The organism is Micromonospora sp. WMMC250, assembly GCF_027460215.1.
GTDB classification, from domain to species: domain Bacteria; phylum Actinomycetota; class Actinomycetes; order Mycobacteriales; family Micromonosporaceae; genus Micromonospora; species Micromonospora taraxaci.
This window is the reverse complement of sequence record NZ_JAPZBJ010000002.1, coordinates 5,046,441-5,071,739: the sequence shown is the minus strand read 5'-3', so window position 1 is coordinate 5,071,739 and position 25,299 is coordinate 5,046,441. Positions and strand designations below refer to the sequence as shown.

At 71.0% G+C, this 25,299-nt stretch carries 19 protein-coding genes and 1 pseudogene; 11 read left to right on the top strand and 9 right to left on the bottom strand.

Going from position 1 to position 25,299, the window contains the following annotated elements; genetic code table 11:
• Nucleotides 1-68 precede the first annotated feature (68 nt).
• Both O3438_RS22810 and O3438_RS22805 read right to left on the bottom strand, forming a co-directional pair.
• Nucleotides 69-710 (bottom strand): prepilin peptidase, encoded by a 642-nt coding sequence (locus O3438_RS22810; protein WP_269681822.1) that lies wholly within the window; start codon nt 708-710, stop codon nt 69-71.
• 10 nt (nt 711-720) lie between these two features.
• On the bottom strand, nt 721-1,725 hold the full coding sequence (locus O3438_RS22805; RefSeq protein WP_269681821.1) for an EamA family transporter: 1,005 nt from the start codon (nt 1,723-1,725) through the stop codon (nt 721-723).
• A gap of 645 nt (nt 1,726-2,370) precedes the next feature.
• On the opposite strand from O3438_RS22805, the pseudogene O3438_RS34345 reads away from it, so the two are divergent.
• The 3 genes and pseudogenes from O3438_RS34345 to O3438_RS22790 form a co-directional block, all read left to right on the top strand.
• Nucleotides 2,371-2,646: pseudogene (locus tag O3438_RS34345) on the top strand (LppU/SCO3897 family protein); the annotation flags it as partial.
• Between the two features lie 453 nt (nt 2,647-3,099).
• On the top strand, nt 3,100-3,558 hold the full coding sequence (locus O3438_RS34205; RefSeq protein ID WP_332367499.1) for an LppU/SCO3897 family protein: 459 nt from the start codon (nt 3,100-3,102) through the stop codon (nt 3,556-3,558).
• A 137-nt stretch (nt 3,559-3,695) separates the two neighbouring features.
• Nucleotides 3,696-4,937 carry an ATP-binding protein gene (locus O3438_RS22790; RefSeq protein WP_269681819.1) on the top strand — a complete coding sequence of 414 codons (1,242 nt, stop codon included), beginning with the start codon at nt 3,696-3,698 and terminating at the stop codon, nt 4,935-4,937.
• Nucleotides 4,938-4,952: 15 nt separating this feature from the next.
• Here O3438_RS22790 and O3438_RS22785 read toward each other — a convergent pair whose 3' ends face one another.
• Nucleotides 4,953-5,501, bottom strand: coding sequence for a GNAT family N-acetyltransferase (locus O3438_RS22785; RefSeq protein WP_269681818.1), 549 nt, complete (start codon nt 5,499-5,501; stop codon nt 4,953-4,955).
• Nucleotides 5,502-5,634: 133 nt separating this feature from the next.
• Between O3438_RS22785 and O3438_RS22780 the strand changes: the two genes are divergently transcribed.
• The gene (locus tag O3438_RS22780; RefSeq protein ID WP_269681817.1) at nt 5,635-6,180 is read left to right on the top strand and encodes a DoxX family protein; all 546 of its coding nucleotides are present in this window, start codon (nt 5,635-5,637) and stop codon (nt 6,178-6,180) included.
• 214 nt (nt 6,181-6,394) lie between these two features.
• Entirely contained in the window at nt 6,395-7,840 is a 1,446-nt protein-coding gene (locus O3438_RS22775) for a glycosyltransferase 87 family protein (RefSeq protein ID WP_269681816.1), read from the top strand.
• Nucleotides 7,841-7,846: 6 nt separating this feature from the next.
• On the opposite strand, the gene O3438_RS22770 is transcribed toward O3438_RS22775, so the two are convergent.
• The 5 genes from O3438_RS22770 to O3438_RS22750 all read right to left on the bottom strand — a co-directional run bounded on the left by O3438_RS22770 (nt 7,847) and on the right by O3438_RS22750 (nt 13,999).
• Complete coding sequence (locus tag O3438_RS22770) at nt 7,847-8,275, bottom strand: molybdenum cofactor biosynthesis protein MoaE (RefSeq protein ID WP_088987076.1); 429 nt, start codon at nt 8,273-8,275, stop codon at nt 7,847-7,849.
• On the bottom strand, nt 8,272-9,528 hold the full coding sequence (locus O3438_RS22765) for a molybdopterin molybdotransferase MoeA (protein WP_269681815.1): 1,257 nt from the start codon (nt 9,526-9,528) through the stop codon (nt 8,272-8,274). The genes O3438_RS22770 and O3438_RS22765 overlap by 4 nt, the downstream gene beginning before the upstream one ends.
• A 119-nt stretch (nt 9,529-9,647) precedes the next feature.
• On the bottom strand, nt 9,648-10,118 hold the full coding sequence (locus tag O3438_RS22760) for a MogA/MoaB family molybdenum cofactor biosynthesis protein (RefSeq protein WP_269681814.1): 471 nt from the start codon (nt 10,116-10,118) through the stop codon (nt 9,648-9,650).
• Nucleotides 10,115-10,606, bottom strand: coding sequence for a cyclic pyranopterin monophosphate synthase MoaC (gene moaC, locus O3438_RS22755; RefSeq protein ID WP_269681813.1), 492 nt, complete (start codon nt 10,604-10,606; stop codon nt 10,115-10,117). The genes O3438_RS22760 and moaC overlap by 4 nt, the downstream gene beginning before the upstream one ends.
• 216 nt (nt 10,607-10,822) lie before the next feature.
• Nucleotides 10,823-13,999: an AfsR/SARP family transcriptional regulator gene (locus O3438_RS22750; RefSeq protein WP_269681812.1), complete on the bottom strand. Its 3,177-nt coding sequence runs from the start codon at nt 13,997-13,999 to the stop codon at nt 10,823-10,825.
• A gap of 723 nt (nt 14,000-14,722) precedes the next feature.
• Between O3438_RS22750 and O3438_RS22745 the strand changes: the two genes are divergently transcribed.
• The 5 genes from O3438_RS22745 to O3438_RS22725 all read left to right on the top strand — a co-directional run bounded on the left by O3438_RS22745 (nt 14,723) and on the right by O3438_RS22725 (nt 20,494).
• Nucleotides 14,723-17,245 carry a putative bifunctional diguanylate cyclase/phosphodiesterase gene (locus tag O3438_RS22745; protein WP_269681811.1) on the top strand — a complete coding sequence of 841 codons (2,523 nt, stop codon included), beginning with the start codon at nt 14,723-14,725 and terminating at the stop codon, nt 17,243-17,245.
• 48 nt (nt 17,246-17,293) lie between these two features.
• Nucleotides 17,294-18,640 carry a glycosyltransferase 87 family protein gene (locus tag O3438_RS22740; protein WP_269681810.1) on the top strand — a complete coding sequence of 449 codons (1,347 nt, stop codon included), beginning with the start codon at nt 17,294-17,296 and terminating at the stop codon, nt 18,638-18,640.
• A 41-nt stretch (nt 18,641-18,681) separates the two neighbouring features.
• Nucleotides 18,682-19,314 (top strand): phosphoribosyltransferase, encoded by a 633-nt coding sequence (locus O3438_RS22735; protein WP_269681809.1) that lies wholly within the window; start codon nt 18,682-18,684, stop codon nt 19,312-19,314.
• Nucleotides 19,315-19,336: 22 nt separating this feature from the next.
• A complete protein-coding gene (locus tag O3438_RS22730; RefSeq protein WP_269681808.1) occupies nt 19,337-19,723 on the top strand; it encodes a TFIIB-type zinc ribbon-containing protein in 387 nt (128 codons plus the stop codon).
• Nucleotides 19,724-19,816: 93 nt separating this feature from the next.
• Nucleotides 19,817-20,494: a maleylpyruvate isomerase N-terminal domain-containing protein gene (locus O3438_RS22725; protein ID WP_269681807.1), complete on the top strand. Its 678-nt coding sequence runs from the start codon at nt 19,817-19,819 to the stop codon at nt 20,492-20,494.
• Between the two features lies 1 nt (nt 20,495).
• Here O3438_RS22725 and dnaB read toward each other — a convergent pair whose 3' ends face one another.
• A complete protein-coding gene (dnaB, locus tag O3438_RS22720) occupies nt 20,496-23,333 on the bottom strand; it encodes a replicative DNA helicase (RefSeq protein ID WP_269681806.1) in 2,838 nt (945 codons plus the stop codon).
• A 382-nt stretch (nt 23,334-23,715) separates the two neighbouring features.
• Here dnaB and O3438_RS22715 point away from each other — a divergent pair, with 382 nt between their 5' ends.
• Nucleotides 23,716-25,239, top strand: coding sequence for a hypothetical protein (locus O3438_RS22715; RefSeq protein ID WP_269681805.1), 1,524 nt, complete (start codon nt 23,716-23,718; stop codon nt 25,237-25,239).
• Nucleotides 25,240-25,299: the final 60 nt, after the last annotated feature.

Sequence of the window (25,299 nt, the reverse complement as noted above, 5' to 3'; positions counted from 1 at the left end):
TACAGGTATACCGCTCTCTGCGGCGGGCCGCCGGACGGCTGCTACGGAGGGTGAAAGCAACGGGCTGGTCAGCCGAGTAGGGCGGCGAGCCAGGCGCCCGCGAGCAGGGCCGGCCCGAGTGGCAGCAGGGTGTCCCGGCGGACCCGTCGCGCGGCGAGCAGGCCGACCACCAGCGCGCCGTGGAGCAGGTGCGGCAGGAGCAGCCCGACGAGCAGGGCATCCCGGCCCAGCCAGCCGAGCGGCAGACCAAGGGCGGCGGCGAGTTTCACGTCCCCGAAGCCCAGTCGGGAGCCGGGGAGCAGGGCCAGCAGCACGTGCGCCGCACCCGCGACCGTCGCGCCGGCCAGCACGCCGAGCAGTCGGGCCGGCTCGTCGGTCAGCAGCGCCACGGCGGTCAGGCCGGCGAGAGCCACCAACCCGGCGGTGAGGACCAACGGGTCGGGCAGACGCAGACAGGCCAGGTCCACCCGGGCCAGCACCAGCCCGACGGCCGCCACCACGAGGAGGACCGGCAACGCGGGCTCGTCACCGTGAGCAACGGCGAGCCCGCCGAACACCGCAGCCGACACCATCGGGCTGAGCCAGACCCGCGCGCCTCGTCGAGGCCGCGGCCGGGCCGGCGGGTTGGTGAACCGCCGGGCCAGCGGGGGTACGACGACACCGACCAGCCCGCCGAGCAACGCCACCCCGACCAGAGCAGCGGGCGACATGGCCCGGAGGCTACCGGCGCCCGCTCGCCGGTGCGGTCCCCGATCGTGATCCCGCGCTCGCCCGGCGCGGCCGTTCCGTGCTCACCACCAGTGCGACACCGGCCACGATGACCGCTCCACCGAGCAGCACCTGCGGGGTGATCGGCTCGGCGACCAGCAGCGCACCGAGCGCCACCGCGACCGCCGGGTTGACGTAGGCGTACGTCGACACCAACGAGATGGGCGCGTTGTGCAGCAGCCAGACGTACGCGGTGAAGGCCACCAGCGAGCCGGCCACCATGAGGTAGCCCAGCGCCAGCCACGAACGCGTGCTGACCTGCGCGGGGTGGAAGTCGCTCAGCTCGCCCCGACCGGCGGAGACGACGGCCAGCACCAGGGCGCCGGCCAGCATCTCGTACACCGTCGCGACGAACGGGTCGGTGGGCATCCGGATGCGCCCGGACAGAAACGACCCGACCGACCAGGAGGTCGCCGCCGCCACCACTGTCAACGCCCCCACCAGCGGCACCGCGTCCGAACTGCCGGCGGGCAGCACCAGCAGGACCAGACCGGCGAAGCCCACCGTGACCCCGGCCAACGTCCAGAGCGGGGGCCGGTCGCCGGTGGCGGAACGCAACAGCACCACCAGCAGCGGCACTGTCGCCACCAGCAGTGCGGCGATGCCGGAGGGCAGCGCCACCCCGGGTGGCCCGGACTCGGCGAGCACCACCAGGCCGTTGCCGCCGGCGAGCAGGAGCACGCCGACCAGCGCGGCCGAGCCGAGTTGCCGGCGGTCGACCCGCAGCGCGCCGGGCCCTCGGCGCAGCCGCAGCACCACCGCCAGGATCAGACCGGCCACCGCGAATCGCAGGGCGGCCGACAACAGCGGCGGCAGCGTCTCCACAGTGATCCGGATGGCCAGATAGGTGGATCCCCAGAGCAGGTAGACCACGATCAACGCGGTCCAGACCAGTGTCGGTGTGGCGCCTGCGCGGCGGCCGGCGAGGGCTGCGGCGCTCGGTGGAGGTGAGCTCATCAGTGGACCACGCTACGGTGACGTCGGAGTCGGCGTCGCGCGTTGGTGGCCGGCCTCTCACCACACGTGCAGGAGGGCGGCATGACGAACTACGGACCACCGGGCGGCGGCGACCCGGGACCGTGGCGTGGGCAACGACCCGACGAGACGCCCGGACGGCCGATGCAGCAGCCTTATCCGCCCGCGAACGAGCAGTACCCGCCGGCGGTTCCGTCGTATCCGCGCGCACCGCAGGGGAGACCCGGACCCTACGACGGCCCGGGTCCCGCTTCGTACGACGGCCCGGGTCCCGCCACGTACGGTGGCCCAGGTCCCGCGTCCTACGGGGGCGGCTCCGAGGGCCCTTACGGGCGCGAGCAGGGGTCACCGCCCTATGGCGGCTCGTACGGGTCGAACCCGGCGTACGGGCAGCCGTACCGGCCGGACGAGGGCCCGTACGGCGGCGATCCTGCTCCGGCGCCAGGCCGGCGCGGTCGGGGGCCGCTGATCGCGGTGCTGGCCGTCGTGCTGCTGGTGGTGGCCGCCGGTGGCGCCTTCTGGCTTCTACGCGGGCAGGACGACCCGACACCGTTGGCCGCACCGAGCGACTCACCAGTCGCCGGTGAACCGAGCGCGGACGCGGACACGGACGTGGCCGAGCCCGCCCCGAGCGGCGCCGCTCCGGAATCGTCGGCCGACCCCCGGTTCGCCAAGGTCGGCCAGTGTGTCCGCAACGACGGTGCCGCGGGCGGCAAGCCCAAGCTGCTGATCAGCGGTTGTGCGGCGAAGACGTACGAGGTGCTGAGTCGGGTCGACGGCGCGACCAGCGGCGAGCGTGACGCCGAGGCCAAGTGCAGCAAGGTCGAGGGGTACACCAACTGGTACTTCTTCGACAGCGAGCTGGACACCCTCGACTTCGTCCTCTGCCTCAAACAACGCTGAGACCACCCACCCCGGGGATATGACATGACGACCTACGGACCACCGGGCTCCGACCAGCCGGACGACCGTCAGCAGCGCCCTCCCGAGGGGTCTGGCGGCCCTCCACCGGTCGACCCGACAGTGCCGCAGTGGGGTCCGCCACCGCCCGCCGAGGACCCGACCCGGCAGCAGTGGGGCCCTCCGCCGAGCGGCGCGGAACCACCCACCGCCCCGATGTGGGCGCCGCCGCCCAGCAACCCGGAGCCCCCGACCGAACCGATGTGGGCACCCCCGCCGACCTCGGGCCCGGGTTACCCGCCGAGTTCGGACGCGGGCCAGCCTCCTGCGGCGAGCCCGGGCTATCCCCCCACCTCGGGCACGGGCTACCCGCCGCCCGGGCCGTTCCCGCCGGCCGGGCCGGTGCCGGGTCAGCCGTCCGCGCCGTGGGGCCAGCCGCCTCCGGCCGGCTTCGGTATGCCGCCCGGCGCGCCGGTGAAGACCAACGGCCGCAAGATCGCCCTCATCATCGGGCTGGTGGTGCTGCTCCTGCTCTGCCCTTGCCTCGGCCTGGCCGGCTGGGCGATCTGGAGGGTCGCGGACGCCAGCAACGACGTCGAGCCCAAGCCGTCGGTGACCATGCCGGTACGTCCGCCCGTCCTGCCCAGCGCCGCACCGACGCCGGACCTGCCGTCCCCGCCGGGCCCGGACGAGGAGTTCGCCCGGGGCGACTGCGTGGTGAACGAGGGCACCGAGGAGGACGCGGAGCTGCGCAAGGTGCCGTGTGGCCCGAACACCTACCAGGTGCTGTTGCGGATTCCGGCGACCACGGACGGGGACCGGTGCGAGACGCTCGCGCCGCAGGCGACAGCGAACTACGTGCACGACAACTCGATCGACCTGTTCGACTACGTCCTCTGCCTGAAGGAACGCTAGCCGCCGCTTGGCAAAACTAGGGCTGTCTAGCATCCAAGCTAGACAGCCCTAGTTTTGTCTCGACGGTCTCGACACGCCGGTAGCCCCATCTATCCATGTCTAGCCCCGCAGCTAGATGGCCCGATACTCTCCAATGCGTGGATCCGGTCCGCAACCCGTACGCGCCGGGCGCCGGCCAGCGTCCGCCCGAGCTCGCCGGGCGGGGGCGGGAGCTGGACGTCTTCGACATCGTGCTGGAACGCATCGCCCGGGGTCGCCCCGAGCGCAGCCTGATGCTCACCGGGCTGCGGGGCGTCGGCAAGACGGTCCTGCTCAACACCCTCCGGTCCCAGGCCATCAACCATCTCTGGGGCAGCGGCAAGATCGAGGCACGGCCGGACCAGTCATTGCGTCGCCCGGTCGCCGCCGCCCTACACATGGCCGTCCGGGAACTTGCCCCCCGACACCGGGCACCGGACCGGATCGACACGTTCCTCGGCGTCCTCAAGGCGTTCGCCCAACGCTCCGCCCCGACCGGCCGGGCCGGTGCCGCCCCGAAACTGCGCGACCGGTGGCAGCCCGGCATCGACGTGCCAGCGGCCAGCGGCCGGGCCGACTCCGGCGACATCGAGATCGACCTGGTCGAGCTGCTCAGCGACGCCGCAGCGGTGGCCAGTGACGTGGGCACCGGCATCGCCATCTTCATCGACGAGATGCAGGACCTCGGCCCGGAGGACGTGTCGGCGCTCTGCGCCGCCTGCCACGAGCTGTCCCAGCTCGGCGCTCCCCTGATCGTGGTGGGCGCCGGCCTACCGCACCTGCCGGCGGTGCTCAGCGCCGCCAAGTCGTACTCCGAACGGCTGTTCCGCTACCAACGCATCGACCGGCTCGACCGGATCGCCGCCGACCAGGCGCTCTGCGCGCCGGCCGAGCGCGAGGAGGTCGAGTACGAACAGAAGGCGCTCGACCTGCTCTACGAGAAGTCCGGCGGCTATCCCTACTTCGTCCAGGCGTACGGCAAGGCGACCTGGGATCACGCGCCGCGCTCGCCGATCACCGCCGCCGACGTGCGGGTCGCCGCGCCGGAGGCGGAGGCGGAGCTGGCGGTCGGGTTCTTCGGCTCCCGATTCGAGCGGGCCACGCCCGCCGAGCGCGAATACATGCGGGCGATGGCCACGATGTCCGCGGTCGAGGGTGACTCCTCGGCGGTGGTCCGCGACGACATGGACGCGGCGGTGCCCACCGCCGAGATCGCGCGGGCACTCGGCCGCAAGCCCGCCAGCCTGTCCCCGGCCCGCGACGCGCTCATCAAGAAGGGGCTGATCTACTCCGGTGAGCGGGGCACTGTCGCCTTCACGGTTCCGCACTTCGGCCGGTACCTGCGCACCCAACCGGCCTGACCGCCACCGACGCGGTCAGACCTTGGACCAGGGCGCCGGAAAGAGCACCTCACCACGGGGCGGCGGACCCTCCTCGCTGGTGGACGGTGGCAGCACCAGCGCCTGCCACGGCTCGCCGAGACCAGCCCACGGCCCGGTCAGGCCCAGCTCCGCCGCCGGGCCGAAACCGAACCGGCGGTAGAAGGCCGGGTCGCCGAGGACCACGACCAGCCGCTCACCCAACTCGGTGGAGGCGTCCAACGCGGCCTGCACGACCGAAGTGCCGTGCCCGACGCGCTGCCGGTGCGGTGCCACCGCAACCGGACCGAGTGCCAGGACGGGAACGTCCGAACCCCGCTCCGGCCGCACACGCACCCGGGTGAGCAGCGCGTAACCGACCACCTCACCGCCGTACTCCGCGACCATGGCCAACTCCGGCAGCCAGGCGGCGGTGCCGCGCAACTCGTCGACGAGACCCACCTCCGGCGGCGTCGCCACGTCCGGACGGGCGAAGGCAGCTCCCAGGACGCGGCGTACCGAGCCGGCGTCGGCCGGGTCCTCGGGGCGTAGCCGCAGCGTGGTCACCCGCGCGACGTTACCCGCCGCAGCCAGTCCATCCGTGACTGTCGCTCGAATCGGCGTGGCGCACGTGCACGGGCACCGATCCGATCCGGCCGTTGCCGGGGTAGCAACCGCCCAGACGGGGTATGACTGATCCATGACGCCCGTACGCTCCCTCGCCCGAGCCATGCTGAGCGGCATCTTCGTGGTCCAGGGGTACCGCAACTTCCGCGACCCGGGCCGGCTCGCGGTGGCCGCCCAGCCGGTGACCGAGAAGGTCGCGCCCCTTCTGAAGAAGGCTCACCCGAGCTTCCCCACCGAGACCGAGGCGTTGATCCGACTCAACGCCGCGGTGCAGGTCAGCGCCGGGTTGATGCTCGCCACCGGCCGCCTCAGTCGACCTGCCGCTCTGGTCCTCGCCGGCACGTTGGTGCCGGTGACCGTCGCCGGGCATCCCTTCTGGAAGAACGACGACCCGACCGCCAGGAACAACAACCAGATCCACGCCATGAAGAACCTGGGCATCCTCGGCGGTCTTCTGCTGGCCGCTGCCGACACCGGCGGCAAGCCCGGTCTGCGGTGGCGGACGGGTCACCGCATCGGCCACTCTCGACGTTCCGTGCAACGCGCCGTCCGTACGGCCCGACGTGAGGCCCGGATCGCCGTCCGGTCCGCATCGACCGCACGCCGACTTCCCGGCTGAACTGCGTCGATCCGTCTCCGAGCCGCCCCCACCCCCGCTAAGGCCGCGAATTACCTGAACCACCCGGTAGGCGTTAACGCGGTGGAAATGTCAAAAACATGTGTGGGATCGGACACGGTCGCATAACGCGGGAGGCACTGACGTGAGGCGCCGTTCTAGGCTCCGTGCAGGACCTGGACGGATAGGACAACCTTGGTACGGGGGTGGCCACGCCATGCCGACGGCTGTCGGTAGACGGGCGGACCGCCTCGCCCCAATCCAACGCGTGACGCGCGGGATCGATCGCAGGAACGTCGTACGGGGCGCCATAGTGGCCGCCGTCGCCTACGCCGCATGGCTCGCCATCGGCACCTTCGGGCGGCCGTACAACTTCTTCGATATGAAGATCTACCACGGTGCCGTGGTGTGGTGGGCGAGCGGACACGAGCTCTATGAGTTCATCGCGCCCGGAACCACGCTGGGCTTCACCTACCCGCCGTTCGCCGGCCTGGTCATGTTGCCGATGGCGCAGTTGCCGATCGGCATGGCGGGCATGGTCAACGCCGCCGCCAGCATCGCCGCGTTGGCGCTGGTCCTGGCCGGGTTGCTGCGCCCCATCGTGGACCGGTTGGCGTGGCCACTGTGGTTCACAGTGGCCCTGGCGGTGCCGCTCGCGGTCGCCATCGAACCGGCTCGGGAAACCCTCGGCTACGGCCAGGTCAACATCCTGCTGTTCGCCCTGATCATGGCGGATCTGATCGGCCTCCGCTGGCGCTCCCGCCGAGGCACCCACTACGCCGCCACCGACGGCCCGCTGCTGCGCTTCGTCTACGGCGGAGCCTGGGCCGGCGCCGGCATCGGCTTGGCCACCGCGGTCAAGCTCACCCCGGCACTGTTCATCGCGTACCTGCTCATCACCCGCCAGTGGCGGGTGGCGGCCACCGCCATCGGCACCACGATCGGCGTGACGGTGGCGAGCTTCGCGATCGTCGGCGACGAGTCACGGACGTACTTCGGCAGCGTGCTCTGGCAGACCGAGCGGGTCGGCGCGGCGGACATGACGCCCAACCAGTCACTCGCCGGTCTGCTCGCCCGGCTGTACGACTCGATCGAGACTCCCGGGCTGCTCTGGTTCGCCTTCTCGGTGCTGATCCTGGCGCTGGGGCTGTCCCGCGCGGCCAGTTCCCGTGCCGACGGTGACGAGCTGACCGCGTTCACGCTCGTCGGTCTGACCGCGAACGTGATCAGCCCGATCTCCTGGACGCACCACCTGGTCTGGGTGATCCCGGCGATCATCGTGCTGGCCGACGCCGCCGTGCGACGCCGGGAGGCGAGTCGCACGATGCCTCAGCGCAGCGGCCAAGGGCCCGTGTTCGGCGGACTGCCCGGGGTCAACGGGCTCCGCCCGCCGATCTGGTATCCCACCCTTACCGGCCTCCGCCACGGCGCTGCCGCGATCGGGCTCTACCTGCTGTTCCTGATCTCCCCGATCTGGCCGTACGAGCACCAACTGCCGGAGATGTCGCACTACCAGGACGGTCTGTTCGGGGCCCTGATGGAGAACTCACTCGCTGTCGCGTTGATCGTGCTGGTCGCCGCGCTGCCCTGGCGGCCCGGTGCCGAGCCCGCGTTCTACGGTGACCGGCTCGCCAGGGCGGCGGTGCTCGGCAGCCGTCGGTGAGCCCGGTCAGGGGCAGTTGACCCACTCCTCGGTGCCGTCGGTGAAGACCTGCCGTTTCCAGATCGGCAGGCGCGCCTTGACCTCGTCGACCAGCCGGGCGCAGGCGGCGAAGGCCGCCGCCCGGTGCGCGGTGCTCACCGCGGCGACAAGCGCCACGTCACCGATCTCCAGTGGGCCGACCCGGTGCGAGACGGCCACCGCGTAGACGTCGGGTTCCGCGGCGATCTCGGCGGCCACCTCGCGCAGCACCTGAGCGGCGCTCGGGTGTCCTTCGTACTCCAGGCTGGTGACCTGGCGCCCGTGGTCGTGGTCGCGGACCACGCCCTGGAAGGACACCACAGCGCCGGCCCGCCGGTCGGCGACCGCCGCCTCGTGCGTGGCGAGGTCGAGCGGCTGGTCGGTGACCTCACCGAAGGTGATCGCCGGCGCGGTCATGACGCACGCTCCCCGGGCAGCAACGGCAGCGGCACGATCGGCACACGGTCACCCGGCTCGCCTCTGGTGCCGGGCCGGATGACGGCGAAGCCGTCCGCGCCGGCCAGGCCACGAAGCATCGCCGACCCGACGTGTCGCACCGGAGACGCGGTGCCCGCGGCCCGGTCCAGACGCACCAGCGCCAGATGGGTGTGATCACCACGGCCGGGCACCGCCTCGGCCAGCGTGGCCTGCGGCAGCACGGGCATCGAGCGCCCCTGGAGGCCGGCGAGCAGCGGGGCGACCAGCGACACCAGCGCGACGATGGCGGACTGTGGGTTGCCCGGCAGCCCGGCCACGAACCTGATCCGCCCGTCGGGGTCGGCCAGCCGGGCCAGCAGCATCGGGAAGCCCGGCCGGACCGCGACGGTGTTGACCACGTAGTCGGCGCCGAGCGCCTCCAGGGTCGGGTGCAGGTGGTCGACCGGGCCGTTCATCGTGCCGCCGGTGGTGCACACGAGGTCGGCGCTGGCCAGTGCCGACCGCAGGGCCGCCACGTGCGCGGGCAGCGTGTCGGCCACCGGGCCCACCACGTCCGACTGTCGGACCTGGCAGCCGTAGCGCCGTAGCCACGCGGGCACCGCCGGACCCAGCGCGTCCCGGACACGACCGGCCGCGGGCGGCCCAGCGGTCAACAGCTCGTCGCCGAAGACCAGGAGGGCGGCGCGCGGTGCCCGCCGGACCCGCAGCGTGTCGTGCCCGCAGGACGCCGCCAGACCGATCACCGCCGGGTCGACCGGCGTGCCGGCCGGCAACAACTCCTCACCGGCGTACGCCTCCTCACCGGGCTGCCGCCACTCCGGCGTCTCCCGGGGAGTGCCGTGCACCAGGCCGTCGGCGGTCGTGGACTCCTCGACCCGCAGAACCGCTGTGGCACCCTCGGGCACCATGGCTCCGGTCGCGATCTCGACTGTGGTGTCGGCCTCGGTGAGCGGCGCAGGGGTGCTGCCCGCCAGCACTCGACCGACGACCCGCCACGGGCCGGCGCCCCGAACCGCCCAGCCGTCGACGCTGGAAGTCGGAAAGGCCGGAAGGTCGGTGCGGGTGGTCAACGGTTCGGCCAGGGTGGACCCGTCGATGTCGGCCAGTGGTCGGGCGACGGCGGGCAGCGCGGCGGCGAGACCGACCGCGTAGACCCGCGACCGCGCTTCCTCCCAGCCAGCCGGCGGGGGTGCGGCGACCTGATCCGCGGTGGGTGCGGTTTCCGTGCTCACCGACCGAGCCTATCGGCACGGACCGACACCCGCCCGGGCCTGGCACGGACCGATCGGTGGGCACCACCACCAACCCGGGTGCTCTTCGACTCGAACTCACTGGGTGGCCCTGCTCGAACTCAGTGGTCTCCGCCGCGTAATTGGTCGACGGTGTGCCCGAGGATCGGCCCGAGCACGGCCAAGCCGTCCCGGGCCCCGCCGGTCGAGCCGGGCAGGTTGACCACCAGCATCCGGCCGGCCACCCCGGCCAGCCCTCGGGACAGCACCGACGTGGGCACCCGGTCGCGGCTGTGCGCGCGGATCGCCTCGGCGATGCCGGGGATCTCGTAATCCAGCAGACCGCGGGTCACGTCCGGCGTCCGATCCGACGGGGTCACCCCGGTGCCACCGCTGGTCACCACCACGTCGACACCGTCGGCTCGGGCGGCCCGCAGAGCGACGCCGACCGGCTCCCCGTCGGTGACCACCACCGGCTCGTCGACCTGGCACCCCAACTCGCGCAGGCCTGCGACGAGCAGCGGCCCGCTGGTGTCGGCGTAGACGCCGGCCGAGGCTCGGTTCGATGCCACGATCACCCGGGCCCGGATCACGGCCGGCCCTCCGGCCGAACCCACTCGCCGGTCTTGCCGCCTTCCTTGCGCAGCACCCGCACCGCCTCCACCGAGGCGGCCGGGTCGACCGCCTTGACCATGTCGACCAGAGCGAGACCGGCGACGGCGACCGCCGTCAGTGCCTCCATCTCCACTCCGGTGCGATCCGCGGTGCGGGCCGTGGCCGTGATCTCCACGGTGTCGGCGGTCAACCGGAGGTCGACAGTGACGCCGTGCAGCGCGATCGGGTGACACAGCGGGATCAGATCGGGCGTGCGCTTCGCCCCCATGATGCCGGCCAGCCGACCGACCGCCAGCGCGTCACCCTTGGGCAACCCGTCGCGGTGCAGCAGGTCGATGACCTCGGGCGTGGTCCGCAGACGGCCGGCCGCGACGGCCAACCGGCCCGTCACCGCCTTGGCGGAGACGTCGACCATGCGGGCCGCGCCGGCGCGGTCGACGTGGCTGAGCTGCGCGGGTTCGGTCACAGTCGTGAGCCTATCGGTGCGGTACGACGGCGCTGGGGAAGGAGCGGCGCCGCGTCGACCGCCACACCGGGTGCTGACGGCGCGTCGGTCCGACGCCGCTCCTCCCTCACCGACCCGCCGCCGAGGTCGCTGGGGTGACCTGTCGACGGGTGCGTGTCGACGGACCGGCTCTGCCCACGAGCAGAGCCTCCCCCGTTCGCCGATACGGCCGGTAAGTTACCGGGCCGGTCGATAAGAAATCGATAAGCGCTGTTCGGCCGGGTCAGCGCTTCGCGGCGTCGCTCGCGGGGTGTGGTCGTGAGCTTCGACGCCCACCAACCCGGCGATGCGCCGCTCGGCATCGAAGCGCTCCGGCACGCCCATCCGTCGGAAGATCGCCAGGGCCCGCTCCCAGTACCTCCGGGCCTCCGCAGGGTCGACCCCGGCACGGTGTTCGGCGAGGCCGGCCAGGGCGCGGCCCTGCTCGTACGGGTGGGCGATCCTGGTCGCCAACCGCAACGCCTCCTCGTGCATCTCGGCCGCCTCGACGCCCCGCCCCTGCGCCAGCAGAGTGCGTCCCAGTTCGTTCAGCGCAGCCGCCTCGACGTGTCGCTCCCCGGAACCGATCGACAACTTCCGGGCCGTCTCGTGTTCCTGCTGAGCCTCCACCAGACGGCCCAGACCCCGGTAGGCGATTCCGAGATCATTGCGCGCCTCGGCCTCGGCGTACCGGTGGCCGGTGCGCTCCCGCAGAGCCAGCGAGGCCAGCAGGATCCGGATCGCCTGCGGGAAGTCACCCATCCGGACACGCACCGCGCCGATGTGGCTGAACGCGTTGAGGATGTGAAAGTCGTAGGAGTGCGTCCGAGCCCATGCCAGGTGCAGCCGGTGGATACGCAGAGCTTCCTCGTAACGCCCCAGCGAGGTGAGCGCTATGCCGAGATTCGGCAGCACCATCGGCACCCGCACGTTGCCGTACCCCTTGTAGTCGCGCAGGCACTCGAAGCCCACTGCCACCGCTTCGGTCAGGTTGCCGCTCCACCAGTAGACAGCCGCGAGATTGGCGTTGTACCTGGCGGTGCTCAGCACGTCCCGCGATTCTCTGGCGATTGTCACCGCCCGGTTCAGGTGGTCGAGCGCCTCCCGGTTGTCGCCGGTCCGGACGTAGGCGGAGGCAAGGTAGTTGTTCATCAACGCCATCGCACCGACATCCCCGGACGCCTCCGCCGCGGCCAGAGCGTGACGGTGGGTCACGATGATGTCCTCGAAGTATCCGCGGATGTAGCAGAATCTCCAGAGCGCGCGGGCCAGGCGCCAGGAGTGCTGGTGAAAGCCCCCGTCGAGCGCTGACGACACCATCGTCACCAGGTCGGTGCGCTCAGTCTCCAGCCAGTCGATGGTGGGTGCCCCCATCTCCTCGACCAGTTCGGGCCGCGCGTACGGCGTACCCGTGACGCGGAGCCCGATGTCGTCGTCGGGCTCCAACGTCCTTGCCACCCTCAATGCCATCTCCACGACGAAGTCGAACAGGTGGGCCAGCCCGGTCCGCCGATCGCCCGCCGCGTCAGTACTCGCGCACAGGTCGATCGAGTATTGACGCATGAGATCGTGCAGTCGATACCGCGTCGAGTCCAGGTCCTCCACCAGGTTCCGGTCGACGAGGTCGTCGAGCGCCGCGCGAGCTTCGGCCACGGTCAGACCGGTCAGCGCGGCGATGGCTGGCGGGCCGAAGCGGCTCCCGGGATACAGGCCCAGGAACCGGAAGACCCTCTTGGTCGACTCGGGCAGCGGCTCGTAGGAAGTGGCGAAGACCCCGGTGACGGTGCTCTCCTCGTCGGCAAGATGTCGTAGCACGACTGTGGCTTCGGCCATCTGTTCGGCGAACTCCGCCAACCGCCACCCGCGTCGGTGAGCCAGGCGGGCTCCAGCCAGTCGGATCGCCAGTGGGAGGTGACCGCAACGGCGAACCACCTCGACAGCCGCCTCCTGCTCGGCTTCGACTCGGCCCCGACCCACGCTGAGTGCGAGGAGGTCCACACTCTCCTCGCTCGTCAGAACGGGCAGTGTCTGCGACAGGCCTACGTCCGGATGGGTGAGTCGTCGTCGGGACGTCACCAGCACCACGGTGCTCGGCTCGGTCGGCAGGAGGGGGAGGATCTGTTCGCTGCTCGCGACGTTGTCGAGGACGAGCACGGATCTCCGGTGGCCCAACTCTCGACGCCACAGTTCCTTCCGGTCGTCGATCTCGACGGGAACCCGGTGGGCTGGAACGCCGAGCTGTCGGAGCAGGGTGACGAGGGCAGCCGCCGGCTCCACCCGGTGCTTCTCGCCGTGCCCGCCCAGGTCGAGGAACAGCGCGGCGTCGGGGTACCGCTCGGACAGACGGCGGGCCAGGTGCACAGCGAGGGTCGTCTTGCCGCTGCCCGCCATCCCGTCGATGATGTGCACGGCAGGCACCCGCCTCTCGACCCGCCGGGTCTCAGCCAGCAGCCGCGACACCACCTCCTCCCGCCCGACGAAGTCGGTCACCGCTCGGGGCAGGTGGTCCGACAGTTCGGAACGACGTGGTTTCGCGAGGGTCGGGACGTCGGCGGCGGGAGGTGCACCCGGAGCGGTGAACACATCTCGACCAGCAGAGATGCTTGCCTCGTCGCTCTCCGGGCGTCGGCCCGGAGACGTCGTGACGACCGTGCGTTGGAGAGCCTGGAGGTCGAGACCCGGGGCGACTCCGAGTTCGGCACTCAACCTCGTCCGGGCCTCGTCGTAGACGACCAGTGCGCCTGCGTGATCCCCACGCTCGTGCAGCGCGCGTATCAGCAGGGCGTACGCCGGCTCCCGGAGGGGATGCCGCGCGATGACCTCCCGCATCAACGGAATGGCCAGGTCGTCCCGCCCCGACCTCAGATGGACGTCGGCAAGCAGTTCCACGGCCAGCAGGCGTTCCTCCTCGGCCGCCGTGACCCGTGCGCCGAGAACTGGGCCGAGCGGCAGGCCGGCGAGCATTGCTCCGCGCCAGCGAGCCACGGCGGAACGCAACAGTTCTCCGGCGCGGTCCACGTGGCCGGCCATTAGGGCTTCCCGGCCCGCACTGCGCTCCATCTCGAAGCGGAATACATCAACGGACTCCGGTCCAAGCGTGAGCCGGTAGCCGGTTTGTTGCCTGACGATGACGCCGTGACCGGAGTCGAAAGTCTCGAAGGTCCGACGCAGATTGGCGGCGTACGTCCGCACATTGGCGACCGCGGAGCGTGGTGGACCGTCCGGCCACAACTCGTCGACCAGGTCGTTCAATGTCACCAGTTGACCAGGTTGTACGGCGAGCATCGCGAAGACAGCCTGCTGTTTAGGCGTGCCGAGGTGCAGCTTGCGAGCGGGCAGTTGCACCGAGAGACCGCCCAGAAGTTGAATCTCCACCCGTCCCCCTGGCTCAGCGGGGTATTCAGCCGATCACGCAACGAAGCTTACGGGCACCGGCCGACCTCCACGGGACGGCCGGTGCGAACACCCCGGCATCGGCGGCGACGGCCTGGCGAGATGCAATGCGAACACTGCAAGAACCACCCACCGCCTCGGCGTTCCCAGTCGCTGCCACTTGCTGGGGAGAGGTGGGCGAAAGACTCCGAGCATTCGATTCTCCACCCCCTCCACCCCCAGTCTCGAAGATGCGCCGGAGGTGCCACGATGGGCAAAGTCCAACTGGGGGCAGCTGAGCCGCAGTGAAGGGGATGCCCGGCCCGAGCCGGTACGCGGTTGACCGAATCGGCGGATGAGTTGCGGCACCTCAAGGCTCACACTGAGTGCGCGGTCTAATGGGTCGACATGCTCGCGACATTCCGCGACGGGCCGGCTGCGGGAGGCGAGCATCTGAGCGCTCTCCGCACTGGAACGCAAACCGTATGTTACTTATGCGGACAGGATTGACTAATGTTGAGGATAACGACATTTATCATCCCTAACTAGGGCCAACCCCATTTAAGCTCCATTCGTAGAGAGTCGACTCCAACAGAGCTCGGCGACGTACGAAGGAGAGGGTGGGTGAAATGCGCGGAAACGAGTGGGGCTGACATCGGTGCAGGACTTCTGCATCACCCGGCGATATGGTTGCGAGCACGACAGGCGAGGTAATCCAGGAGTTGCGTGGCCTCTTCACAACGACGCGATGACGGGACCGATCGACGGCTACGGCTGCTCGTCGGTCTCCTCGTCGTTGCCGCCACGATCGTCGCGCTCGCCTCTCTGAGGCTGACCTTCCCCGCAGCCGAAGCTCCGACACCCGACGGAGCGACCCTCGTGACGCTGACCGCCATGATCGCCCTGGGTGCGTTCGTCAAGGCACGAGTGCGTGTCCGGTCCACGGTGCACCTGATCAGTTGGAGCGAGGCGGCGATCGTCATCGCGGCTGCCGTCGCTCCAGTTCCCTGGGTGGTGCTCTGCACCTGCATCGGCATCACCATCGCCTCAGCCCGTCTGCCCGCCATCAAGCTGGCTTTCGGCGTCGGCAAGAACATCCTCGTCGCGGCCGGCGTCGGCATCACCTTCGCGCTGCTCGACTGGACCTGGCCCGCCATGCAGGCCCCGAAACTGGTCGGGATCCTGGCGGTGGCGTATCTTCTCGCTGCCTTCCTCGACGAGTTGCTGGCGATCCCGGTGATCGCGCTCGCCTCCGGCACCAGGATCGCGTCCCAGTTCCGAAGCAACCTCGACCTTCGTCTGGCCGGCTACGCCGTCCGGTTCGTGGTGGCCGCCCTGACCCTGCTCACCCTCCAACTGGACCCGCGCCTCATGCTCGCGGTTCCGCCCCTGGTCCTGAGCCTGCACCTGGCCTACGCCGCGCGCATCCGGGGCCGCACCGAACAGCAGGCGTGGCAGCGGCTCGCCCGCACCACCGACGCGCTCAACGTGGTCGACCTGGACACCGTCCTCACCACCGCCGTCACCCAGGCCGCCGAGCTGTTCTCCGCCGACGAGGTCGAGATCGAGCTGCGCGACGGTGGTCGCACCGTACGCGGCGGCACCGGCGGCATCACCTTCGACGGCCCGACCGGCACCCCCACCAACGTCGACGGCACGATCGTCCCCACCCCGCTGGAGGGACACGACCGGACCATCGACATCGGCGTCCTCCGACTGCGCTTCCACGGCCCGGTGCAACTCTCCGAGCGGGAGCAGTACACCCTGCGCACCTTCGCCTCCGCGCTCTGCACGGCCGTGCGCAACGCCCAGGCGTACGCCGAACTCGCCCGGGTGGCCGACGAACACGCGTACGCGGCGGCGCACGACGCGCTGACCGACCTGGCCAACCGTCGACAACTCCTCGACGAGGGCACCGAGCAGCTGAGCGCCCGGCACGCCGACGGGGTGACCGCGCTGGTGCTGATCGACCTCAACCACTTCAAGGAGGTCAACGACACACTCGGGCACGCCGCCGGCGACCAGGTGCTGGTGCAGGTCGCCGGCCGGTTGCGGAGCGCGGCCCAGCCGAGTGACCTGGTGGCCCGCCTCGGCGGCGACGAGTTCGCCGTACTCCTGCGAGGGCTTCCGGCCCCGGCGGTGGCCGCGCACCGGGCCGAGACGCTGCTCGCCGCCCTGCACGAGCCCTTCGAGCTGGACGGCATGCGGATCAGCGTGGAGGCCAGCGGCGGAATCTCCGTCGCCCCGTCCAGCGGTGGCATGGCCGAGCTGCTGCGCCGCGCCGACGTGGCGATGTACCAGGCCAAACGGGCCGGTCAGAGGACCGCCACGTACGCCGCCACGCGGGACACCGCCGACCTGGGCCGCCTCACCCTCGGTGGCGACCTACCACGTGCGGTCGCCGACCACGAGTTCGTCGTCAACTTCCAACCGATCGTCGACCTGGGCACCGGCGAGGTGACCAGCGCCGAGGCGCTGGCACGCTGGCACCACCCCACCCACGGCATGATCGACCCGCTGCGGTTCCTGGAGGCCGTGGAGCGTTCCGGCCTGCTGCCGGCCTTCGCCGAAGCGATCCTCGACCAGGCGCTGATCGCCGCGGCCAGTTGGCGGGACGCCGGCTTCGACGTACCGGTAGCGGTGAACGTGTCGCCGCGCAGCCTCCTGGACGCGCGGTTCCCGGGTTCGGTGCTGGCCCGCCTGCGCGCTCACGACCTACCACCGGACCGGCTGGTGCTGGAGTTGACCGAGACACTGACGCTCAGCCAACTCGACGTGGTCGACAGGGTGCTCGGCCGGCTCCGCGACGAGGGTGTCCGACTGGCGTTGGACGACTTCGGCACCGGCTACTCGTCCCTCTCCCTGCTCTCCCGAATCCCGGTGCACGAGCTGAAGATCGACCGGAGTTTCGTGACGACGATGGACAGCTCGGCGGAGGCCGCCGCTGTCATCCGCTCCACCCTTGATTTGGGCCGCAGCCTCGACCTGGACGTGGTGGCCGAGGGGGTGGAGAGCGAGCCGCAGCGGCGGGCCCTGTGGGAGTTGGGCTGCGTCGCCGGCCAGGGGCACCTCTTCGCCCGGCCGATGCCCGCCGGCACTCTGCTCGCGGCGATGCAGCGGGGCTCGGGCGGCCGACCCGGCGCCCTGGCCGCACCCCTGCACGACGCCGGCGCGGTGATCAGGCTGAGCCAGAACCGTCGCCAGAGCGGCCGTTCCCGCACCGAACGCCTCCCGCACCTGCCCGCCTGACCGGCCTCGGCCCGGTGCCGAAGCGGACCGGTCTGCCAGACTTGCGCCGTGATCGCCGACGACCCGACCGCCCGCCGCCGCCGTCGCTGGCACTGGCGGACGCTCGACGCCGCCGCTGGCGGACTCGCCCTCGACCTCGGTCTCTACGCCGCGTCGGCCGTCTTCGCCGCGATCACCGCGGTCACGTCGACCCTGCTGCCGCACCGGGCCTGGGGCGCGATCGCCGCAGCCGGCTATCTGGTCGCGACGCTTGCGGTGACCGCCCAACTGCTGCTGCGCCGACGCAACCCGACCTCACCGCTGGTCGGGCCGCCAGCCCGCTGGGCGGTCACCGGTCTTGCCTGGGCGGGCACCGCACTGCTGCCTCTGTTCTGGCAGAGCATCGAACGGGCCGGCGGGCGCACCGACCGGGCGCAGGAGGAGGTGCTGGTCGTGGAGCACGCCGGTGCCCGCCTCCTGGAACACGGCACCCCGTATCTCGGGCCGGACGCGATCGCCGCCCTCCCACCCGGTGACCAACTGATGGGCTACACCCCGTACCAGCCCGGCATGGCGATGTTCGGCCTACCCCGAGCGCTCGTCGACACCTGGTGGACCGACTCCCGAGTCTGGTTCGCGGTGGGCACCGCGCTGGCGCTCGCCCTGGCCGTGCGCGCCCTGCGCAGAACACCTGCCGACACTGACGAGGCCGGCGCCGCTCACCTCCGGAGCGCCGCGCTGCTGCGCGGTGTGCAAGCCGCCACCGTACTGCCGATCTGCGCCCTCACCCTCGCCACCGGCGGCGACGACCTACCCGTACTCGCGCTCTGCCTGCTGGCCCTCGCGCTCGCCGCCGTCGACCGACCCGGCCGGGCCGGCCTCGCGGTCGGGCTGGCCGGCGCGCTGAAGCTGTTCGCCTGGCCGGTCGCCCTGGTCCTGATCGTCTGGGGTCTGACCCGCCGCGCCGGCGCGCGGGTCGCCGCCGGCGCGATCGGCCTGCCGCTCGCCGCGCTCCTGCCCGCGATGCTCGTCGACCGCGACGCGCTGACCGAGAACGTGCTGCGCTTCCCCCTCGGCCACGGCCTGGTCACCAGCCCCGCACAGTCCCCGTTCCCCGGCTACCTGATCGCCACCGGCCTGCCCGCCGGCCGCCTGATCGCCGCCGCGCTGCTGGTCGCGGCGGGCGTCGCCATCGCCGTCCGACTCGCCCGCCGCCCGCCCCGCACCGCCGTCGCCACCGCCGTCATCTGCGGGTACGGGCTACTCGCCGCCATCGCCCTGATGCCCTCGACCCGCTTCGGCTACCTGCTGTACCCGCTCGCCCTGCTCACCTGGGCACCTGCCCTGCACCGCCCCACCGACACGCCGCCGACCGCGGTTCCCGGCCACCTGTCCGGTCGGGCCACTTCCGCGTAACTGCCCGGCGCGGGACCGCGTCAGGGCGTAGACCTGAAGGCATGACGACCTACCGCGACCGGGCCGACGCCGGCCGGGTGCTCTCCGACCGGCTCACCGCACTCGTCGGCGAACCCGACGTCGTCGTCCTCGGCCTCGTCCGTGGGGGCGTACCTGTCGCCCGGGTCGTCGCCGAACGCCTCGGCGCGCCGCTGGACGTGCTGGTCGTCCGTAAGCTCGGCATGCCGTGGGCCCGGGAGGTCGCCTTCGGCGCGCTCGGGCCGGGCGGCGTCCAGGTCCTCAACGACGCGGTGGCCAGCCGACTCAGCAGCGACGACATCGCCGAGGTCAGCCGACGGGAGCAGGCCGAACTGGAGCGCCGGGAACGGCTCTACCGGGGCGGTCGCGCACCACTGGACCTCACCGGGCGGACGGCGGTGATCGTCGACGACGGTCTCGCCACCGGCGCGACCGCCCGGGCCGCCGTGGAGGTCGCACGCCAACTCGGAGCGAACCGGGTCGTGGTCACGGTCCCGGTCGGCGCGCAGGAGGCCTACGAACTCCTCGCCGCCGAGGCGGACCAGGTCATCTGCGCGCAACGTCCGCCGGACTTCGGCGCGGTGAGTGTCTACTACGACGACTTCCACGAAGTTTCCGATGAAGAAGTCACCGAGGCGCTCACAGCAACTGCATAGGTCCACCAGGTACCGTCGTGCGATGAGTAGTCTCACCTGTCCCAAGTGTCGCGGAGAAATGCGCCAGTACGAGCGCAGCGGAGTCGTCATCGACCAGTGCGGGGAGTGCCGAGGCATCTTCCTGGACCGCGGTGAGCTGGAGAAGCTCTTCGAGGCGGAGGCCAACTGGAGCCGCCAGCAGAGCGGCGGCGCGCCGTCGCAGCCCGCCCATCAGCCGGCCGGTTACCCACCGCCCCCGCCGCCCCCGGCACCCCACCAGCCTGGCTACGGTGCCGTTCCGCCACCGCCGCCGCCCGCACACGGCTACCCGCCGGCGCCGGCGTACGGCCACCAGCAGCAGCACCACGGCTACCACGGCCACTACCGGCAGAAGAAGCGCAAGGGCTTCCTCGACGAGATGTTCGGCTGAGCCCAGCCAACCTCGCGCCCGGGTCGACCCACGTCGACCCGGGCACAACGCCGGTGGGTGGTGGGTGGAACTCACCCGTGCCAGGCTGGTCGCATGACCGCGGTCCGAGCTGACGAGGCGTTGGCCCAGGCGTACGCCGGGATCACCGCGGTGGTCGACGGCCTGGATGACGGCAGCCTGCAACGAACCACCCGCTGTCGCGGCTGGCTCGTCGCGGACCTGCTCCTCCACGTGCTCGGCGACGCCCAGCGCGCGCTTGTCGCGCTGGCCAGCCCTGTGGACGGCCCCGCCGACGTCGACGACGTCAGCTACTGGCGTGACTTCCCCGGTGGTGACGACGAGGCCGCCGCGCACGCCTGGTGGGTCCGCCGCTCGGCGGCCGCGTTCGACCGCCCGACCGGAATCGTCCGGCTCTGGCGCGAGACCGCCCCCGCAGCGGTCCGCGCCGCCGCGTCAACCAACCCGCAGGGGTACGTGACCACGCAGGGACACGTGCTGCGCGTAGCGGATTTCCTCGCCACCCTGACGACCGAGGCTGTCGTCCATCACCTGGACCTGATCGTTGACCTACCCGACGCGCCGCCTTCGGGTCCACTGGCGACAGGTGTCGCGGTGGCCACCATGGACGGCCTGCTCAGCGACGACGCGGTCCGTCCGGTCGCCTGGAGCGACCACGACTACCTGCTGAAGGCGACCGGGCGCGTGCCGCTCACCGACCGCGACCGACTGGAGTTGGGCGAGTCGGCGGGCTGGTTTCCACTGCTCGGCTGAGCTAGCCGATGGCCATGTCCACGAAACGCGACAGGTGCAGCTGGGCGGCTACGGTCACGGTGTCGGTAGGGCCATTTCGATGCTTGGCAACAATGAAATCCGCTTCGCCCGCGCGCGGCGACTCCTTGTCGTAGTAGTCGTCGCGGTGCAGCAGGATGACGACGTCGGCATCCTGCTCAATCGAGCCCGATTCGCGCAGGTCGGACAGCTGGGGTCGCTTGTCGGTGCGCTGCTCGGGGCCACGGTTCAGCTGGCTGACCGCGATGACCGGGCACTCGACCTCCTTGGCCAGCAGCTTGAGGCCACGGGAGAGGTCCGCGACCTCCTGCTGACGACTTTCGGTGCGCTTCGGCGAGGTCATCAGCTGGAGATAGTCGACCACGATCATCTTGAGATCGTGCCGCTGCTTGAGCCGCCGAGCCTTGGCCCGGATCTCCATGAGGTTCATGCTCGGCGTGTCGTCGACGAAGAGCGGCGCTTCGCTGATCTCACCCATGCAGCGCGCCAGCTTCGTCCAGTCGTCGTCGGAGAGCTGCCCGCTACGCAGCACGTGCAGCGGCACCCGCGCCTCGGCCGAGAGAAGTCGCATGACGATCTCGACCTTGCTCATTTCCAGCGAGAAGATGGCGGCCGCCTGGTTCGCCCGAATTGCAGCGTTTCGAGCGAAGTCCATGCTTGCTGTGCTGTTGTGCGTCGGGATCATGGCCCGGCTGGCCAGGTACAGGTGCTCCTCGTTGTCGACAGTCACGCAGCGCACCGGCACGCTGGGGACCGGCCGGACGTCGACGATGAACCGGGAGGTCGTCCGAACGTCGGAGACGGTTCGACGCCGTTCCGCGTGTGCATCCTGCTTCCGCTTCAGCCGAAAGACAGGGCCCGGAGTGGAGAAGTTCAACGTGTAGGCGATCGACGATTCCGGGGTGCGGCCGCGTACGGACTTCCGGTTGACAGTGCAGCGGTACCCGAGGCTGATCACGAGCTCACGCACGTCGTCTGCCAGCCGCTTGGAGGTCGACGTGTATTGCAGGTTGCCTGAAGGGGCGACAGTGCCGTCGGTGTCCATCAGGCCCGCCAGCAACGCGCGGCGCTGGGACTCGGAGGCGCGCAGGTAGGCGCTTGGGATGTGCTTGTCGCCTGCCACCCCGATCGTACGCAGCAGCCCGACGAAGGAACGGTTCTTGTTGTGGCAGTCGGCACACTTCCGAGTTGCTGAGTTCTCACGCAACGCACGGGTGGAAACGCCACAGTCCACGCAGACACCAACCCCCGGAGCAACAGGCTCTGCCTCCAGGAGGATGGTGTAGACCATCGGTCCACTGGGCCTCACCGAGAAGCCGTCCGCCTCGATGTACGTGACCATCTCCGGATCCGCAGTGGTGAAGCGGCTGGCGTGGGTGTGCCCGTCACCGAGCCAGACTCCCAATGTGTACGGCGGAACCAACAGCTCCCGGTCCGGTAGCTGAAGGGGGGCGGTGTTCCCTACGGCGTGGTTGAGCCGCCGATCGGCGGTGTCAGTGCGGAGTGTGGCCGCGATCTCGGCAGTGGTGACGACACCGCCGTAGTCGGCCTTGCTGTCGGAGTTGCTCTTCGGTGCGGTCCGCTCAAGAAGTGCGCTCAGAAGAGGTCGGGCCGGATAGCCGGGCGCCGTCCAGTTCCGCGTCCTGCCGTCGCGGACGACGGGGCGGCTGATCCGGCCGATCGACCCGACTTCGCGGGCGACGGTGTGCAGGACATGCCGGAACTCCGGGCCGACCTGCGCGATCGTGTCAAAGAGTGTGACGGGCTGGTTGCCCTTGGCGCCGAGACTCGTGTGCGCCGCGCGTACGTTGGCCATCGACGACTCGGACCAGCGCGGGCTTTGCCGCACCGGCCCCGGCCGTCTGCTCGCTCGGGTGGTCGTCTTCCACAGGTGCTCCGCGTCCGCCACGATGACCGTGCCGTCGGAGAACTCGACTTCGTAGCAGGGCCGGCCATGCATCACGTCGAAGGCGTGCGTAACGGTGGTGGGACTGCCGTCCGCCGCCATCAGTTGATCACCTACCCGGATCTCGCCCATCGTGGTCCAGCCGTCCGGAGTCGGCAGTGGGGTGTCGAGTGCGAGCGCCTTGCCCAGACCAGGCCTACCCGCGACGATAACGAGCTGACCGGCGTGCAGGCCGTTGAGCAGCCGGTCCAGATCGCTGAAGCCGGTCGGCACGCCGGTCATCACACCGCCCTGCGCGCCCACCGCCTCGATCTCGTCCAGCGTCGGCTGCAACATGTCGGCCAGGATCGCGAAGTCCTCGCTGACCCGGCGCTCGGTGACGTCGTAGACGGCCTGCTGGGCAAGGTCCACGATGTCGTCCACGTCGCGGCTGCCGCCGCTCGCGGTGCCGTAGCCCAGCTGCACGATCTTGGTGCCGGCCTCGACCAGCCGGCGCAGCACCGCCCGTTCGCTGACGATCCGCGCGTAGTAGGCCGCGTTCGCGGCGGTGGGCACGCTGGCGATGAGGGTGTGCAGGTACGGTGCGCCGCCGATCCGGGCCAGGTCACCGGAGTCGGTCAAGGCGGCGGCCACGGTGATCGGGTCGGCCGGCTCACCACGCCCGTAGATGTCCAGGATGGTGTCGAAGATGGTGGCGTGCACCGGCCGGTAGAAGTCGTTGGTCTTGAGGATCTCGACGACGTCGGCGATGGCGTCCTTGGAGAGCAGCATGCCGCCGAGGACGCACTGCTCGGCTGCCACGTCCTGCGGCGGGGTCTTGTCGAACTGGCCGTCCCGCTGCGCCGGTGGTTGGCCTCCGCCGGAGCGTGAATCTGCCCGCATGTCGTCAGTGACCGACACGGGTCCCCCCTCCACTGCGCCGAACCCGGTCCCAGCTCTACCGCTGGGGTACGACGCTTCCGTCCGACCAGGCCGGCCGATCGGGGGCCATCAGGCCGGCGGTCGAGGGCCAACCATACGGACCCCGAGGTCAGAGACTCAACAACGCCGGTGGACGAGCCTCGGGACAACCTGTGGATGTCGGTGGACAGCATGTGCGTGGAGTGTGCACAGCCTGTGGATAACTGTTGGGGAATTCTTCCTCAGAGCCGCTTGAGCTCGGAAAACACGCTCCCCAGCCTGTGGAGGAAGATATTTCGGTCGGCTCTGTGACACGATCGTCCCGTACTATCTCCAGCGAACGGCTACACCTGGACAGCGGATTCCGCTTTGGGTTCAGAAGGGTCACACTCCGGCCGTGAGTTACCGGGACTGGGGGCGCGGGGATGGCAGCCCGCGCGAGCGCCCGCCGACCGCCTCGTGGAGTGAGCGCGCGGCGTCCCTTCCGGTTGATCCGTACGACGAGGAGGGGCGCTACCGCACCTCCAGCCGACGACGTGCGTTGGACCGCGGCCAGGACGAACCCGTCGACGCCTACCTGCCTCGGTGGGCCCTGGAGTCGGGTGTCCGGCACGCCGACGGCGGTGGACGCCACGCGGCCCCGGACGAGGACGAACGCGAGACACCCACGTCCGGTGGCGGCCGGCGGTCGGCCGAGTCGGCGACCGGCCGGCGGCGGGCCGGCGAGACAGGGTGGCGCGAGCAGGCAGCGATCGGCGCCGCACCCGACTCCGACCACACCCGGGAGTGGACCCTCGACCGTCCGCAGGAGCAGGGGTACGCGGGCCGTCGTCGCGCCGACAGCGGGGAGGACGAGCCGGTCTCCGGCACGGTCCAGGAACGCCGTCCTCGTCGTGCGTCCACAGGCCGCCCGCAGGTGGTCTGGTCGGGTGGCGATCTGGAGTCCACCCCGAGCGAGCCCGCGCCCGAGCCGGAGGTGCGGCGACCCACACGGCGCAGCCGTCGTGCGGCCGAGGAGTCCTGGTCGCGTCCGCCGGCTGACCCGTGGGTGCGGGGGTCCGACCGGGTGGTTGAGCCCGAGCCGTCCTATCCGCCGGCTGTGGATCCGTGGGATGCCTCGGGCGTGCACGCGTGGCCGTCGGCGGCCGGCACGGACCTGAGTGAGCAGTGGTCGGCGGTGGAGAGCGTCGGTGGTTGGGAGCGGTCCGACCGCACCGGCCAGTGGGAGCGGTCCGCCATCGAGGACGACCAGTGGGACCGTACGCTGGTGCCGCGGTCCGACCGCCCGGTGGCCGCGGAGGGTTGGCCGGCACGGGACGAGGGGTTCTGGCCCGGCACCCGGCTGGCCGATGACGACCCCCGGTGGATGGATCCGACGACGTCGGCGCCCAGGTCACCGGTGGTGGGCTACACAGCTCCGCGCCCACGTAGCGCGCCCGCGCCGACCGCTCAGGCGTCACGCCGTCGGGCGGACCGACCTGCGGTCGGGGCGGCGTCGGTGCGGCGGCGGGTCGAGTCGGCGGCCACCGGTGCGTTCTCTCGGCGTCTTGAGGACGATCTGCTCGACCCCGATCCGGGTGGTTCGGTCCGGCCGTTGCTGTACACGGCCGCCTGTTATCTGGTGCCTGCGATGCTGATCTTCGTCTGGCTGTTGACGTTGGACGGTCAGGCGCCGGCCGGTTGTGTGACCGACATCAGCGGGGGTGGCTGTGACTCGGCCCGGTCACGCGCGTTGGAGTCGCTTCTCGCCGGCTCGCCACGTTTCGGTCTCGCGTTGGTGAGCAGTCTGGTCGTGGCGGCTCTGCTGCGTCGGGTGGGCACGACGTGGCGCTCGGCGACCATCGCCGTCGCCGCCGCCGTGGTGGGCGGCGGCCTGTCCACGGTGCTGATCAGCGCGGTGACCGGCCAGCCGATCGGGTGACCGGCCCTGCGGTCTGGGGTTGCCCGGCTCGGCTGTGCCCGCCTGCCAGGCCCTGAAGGG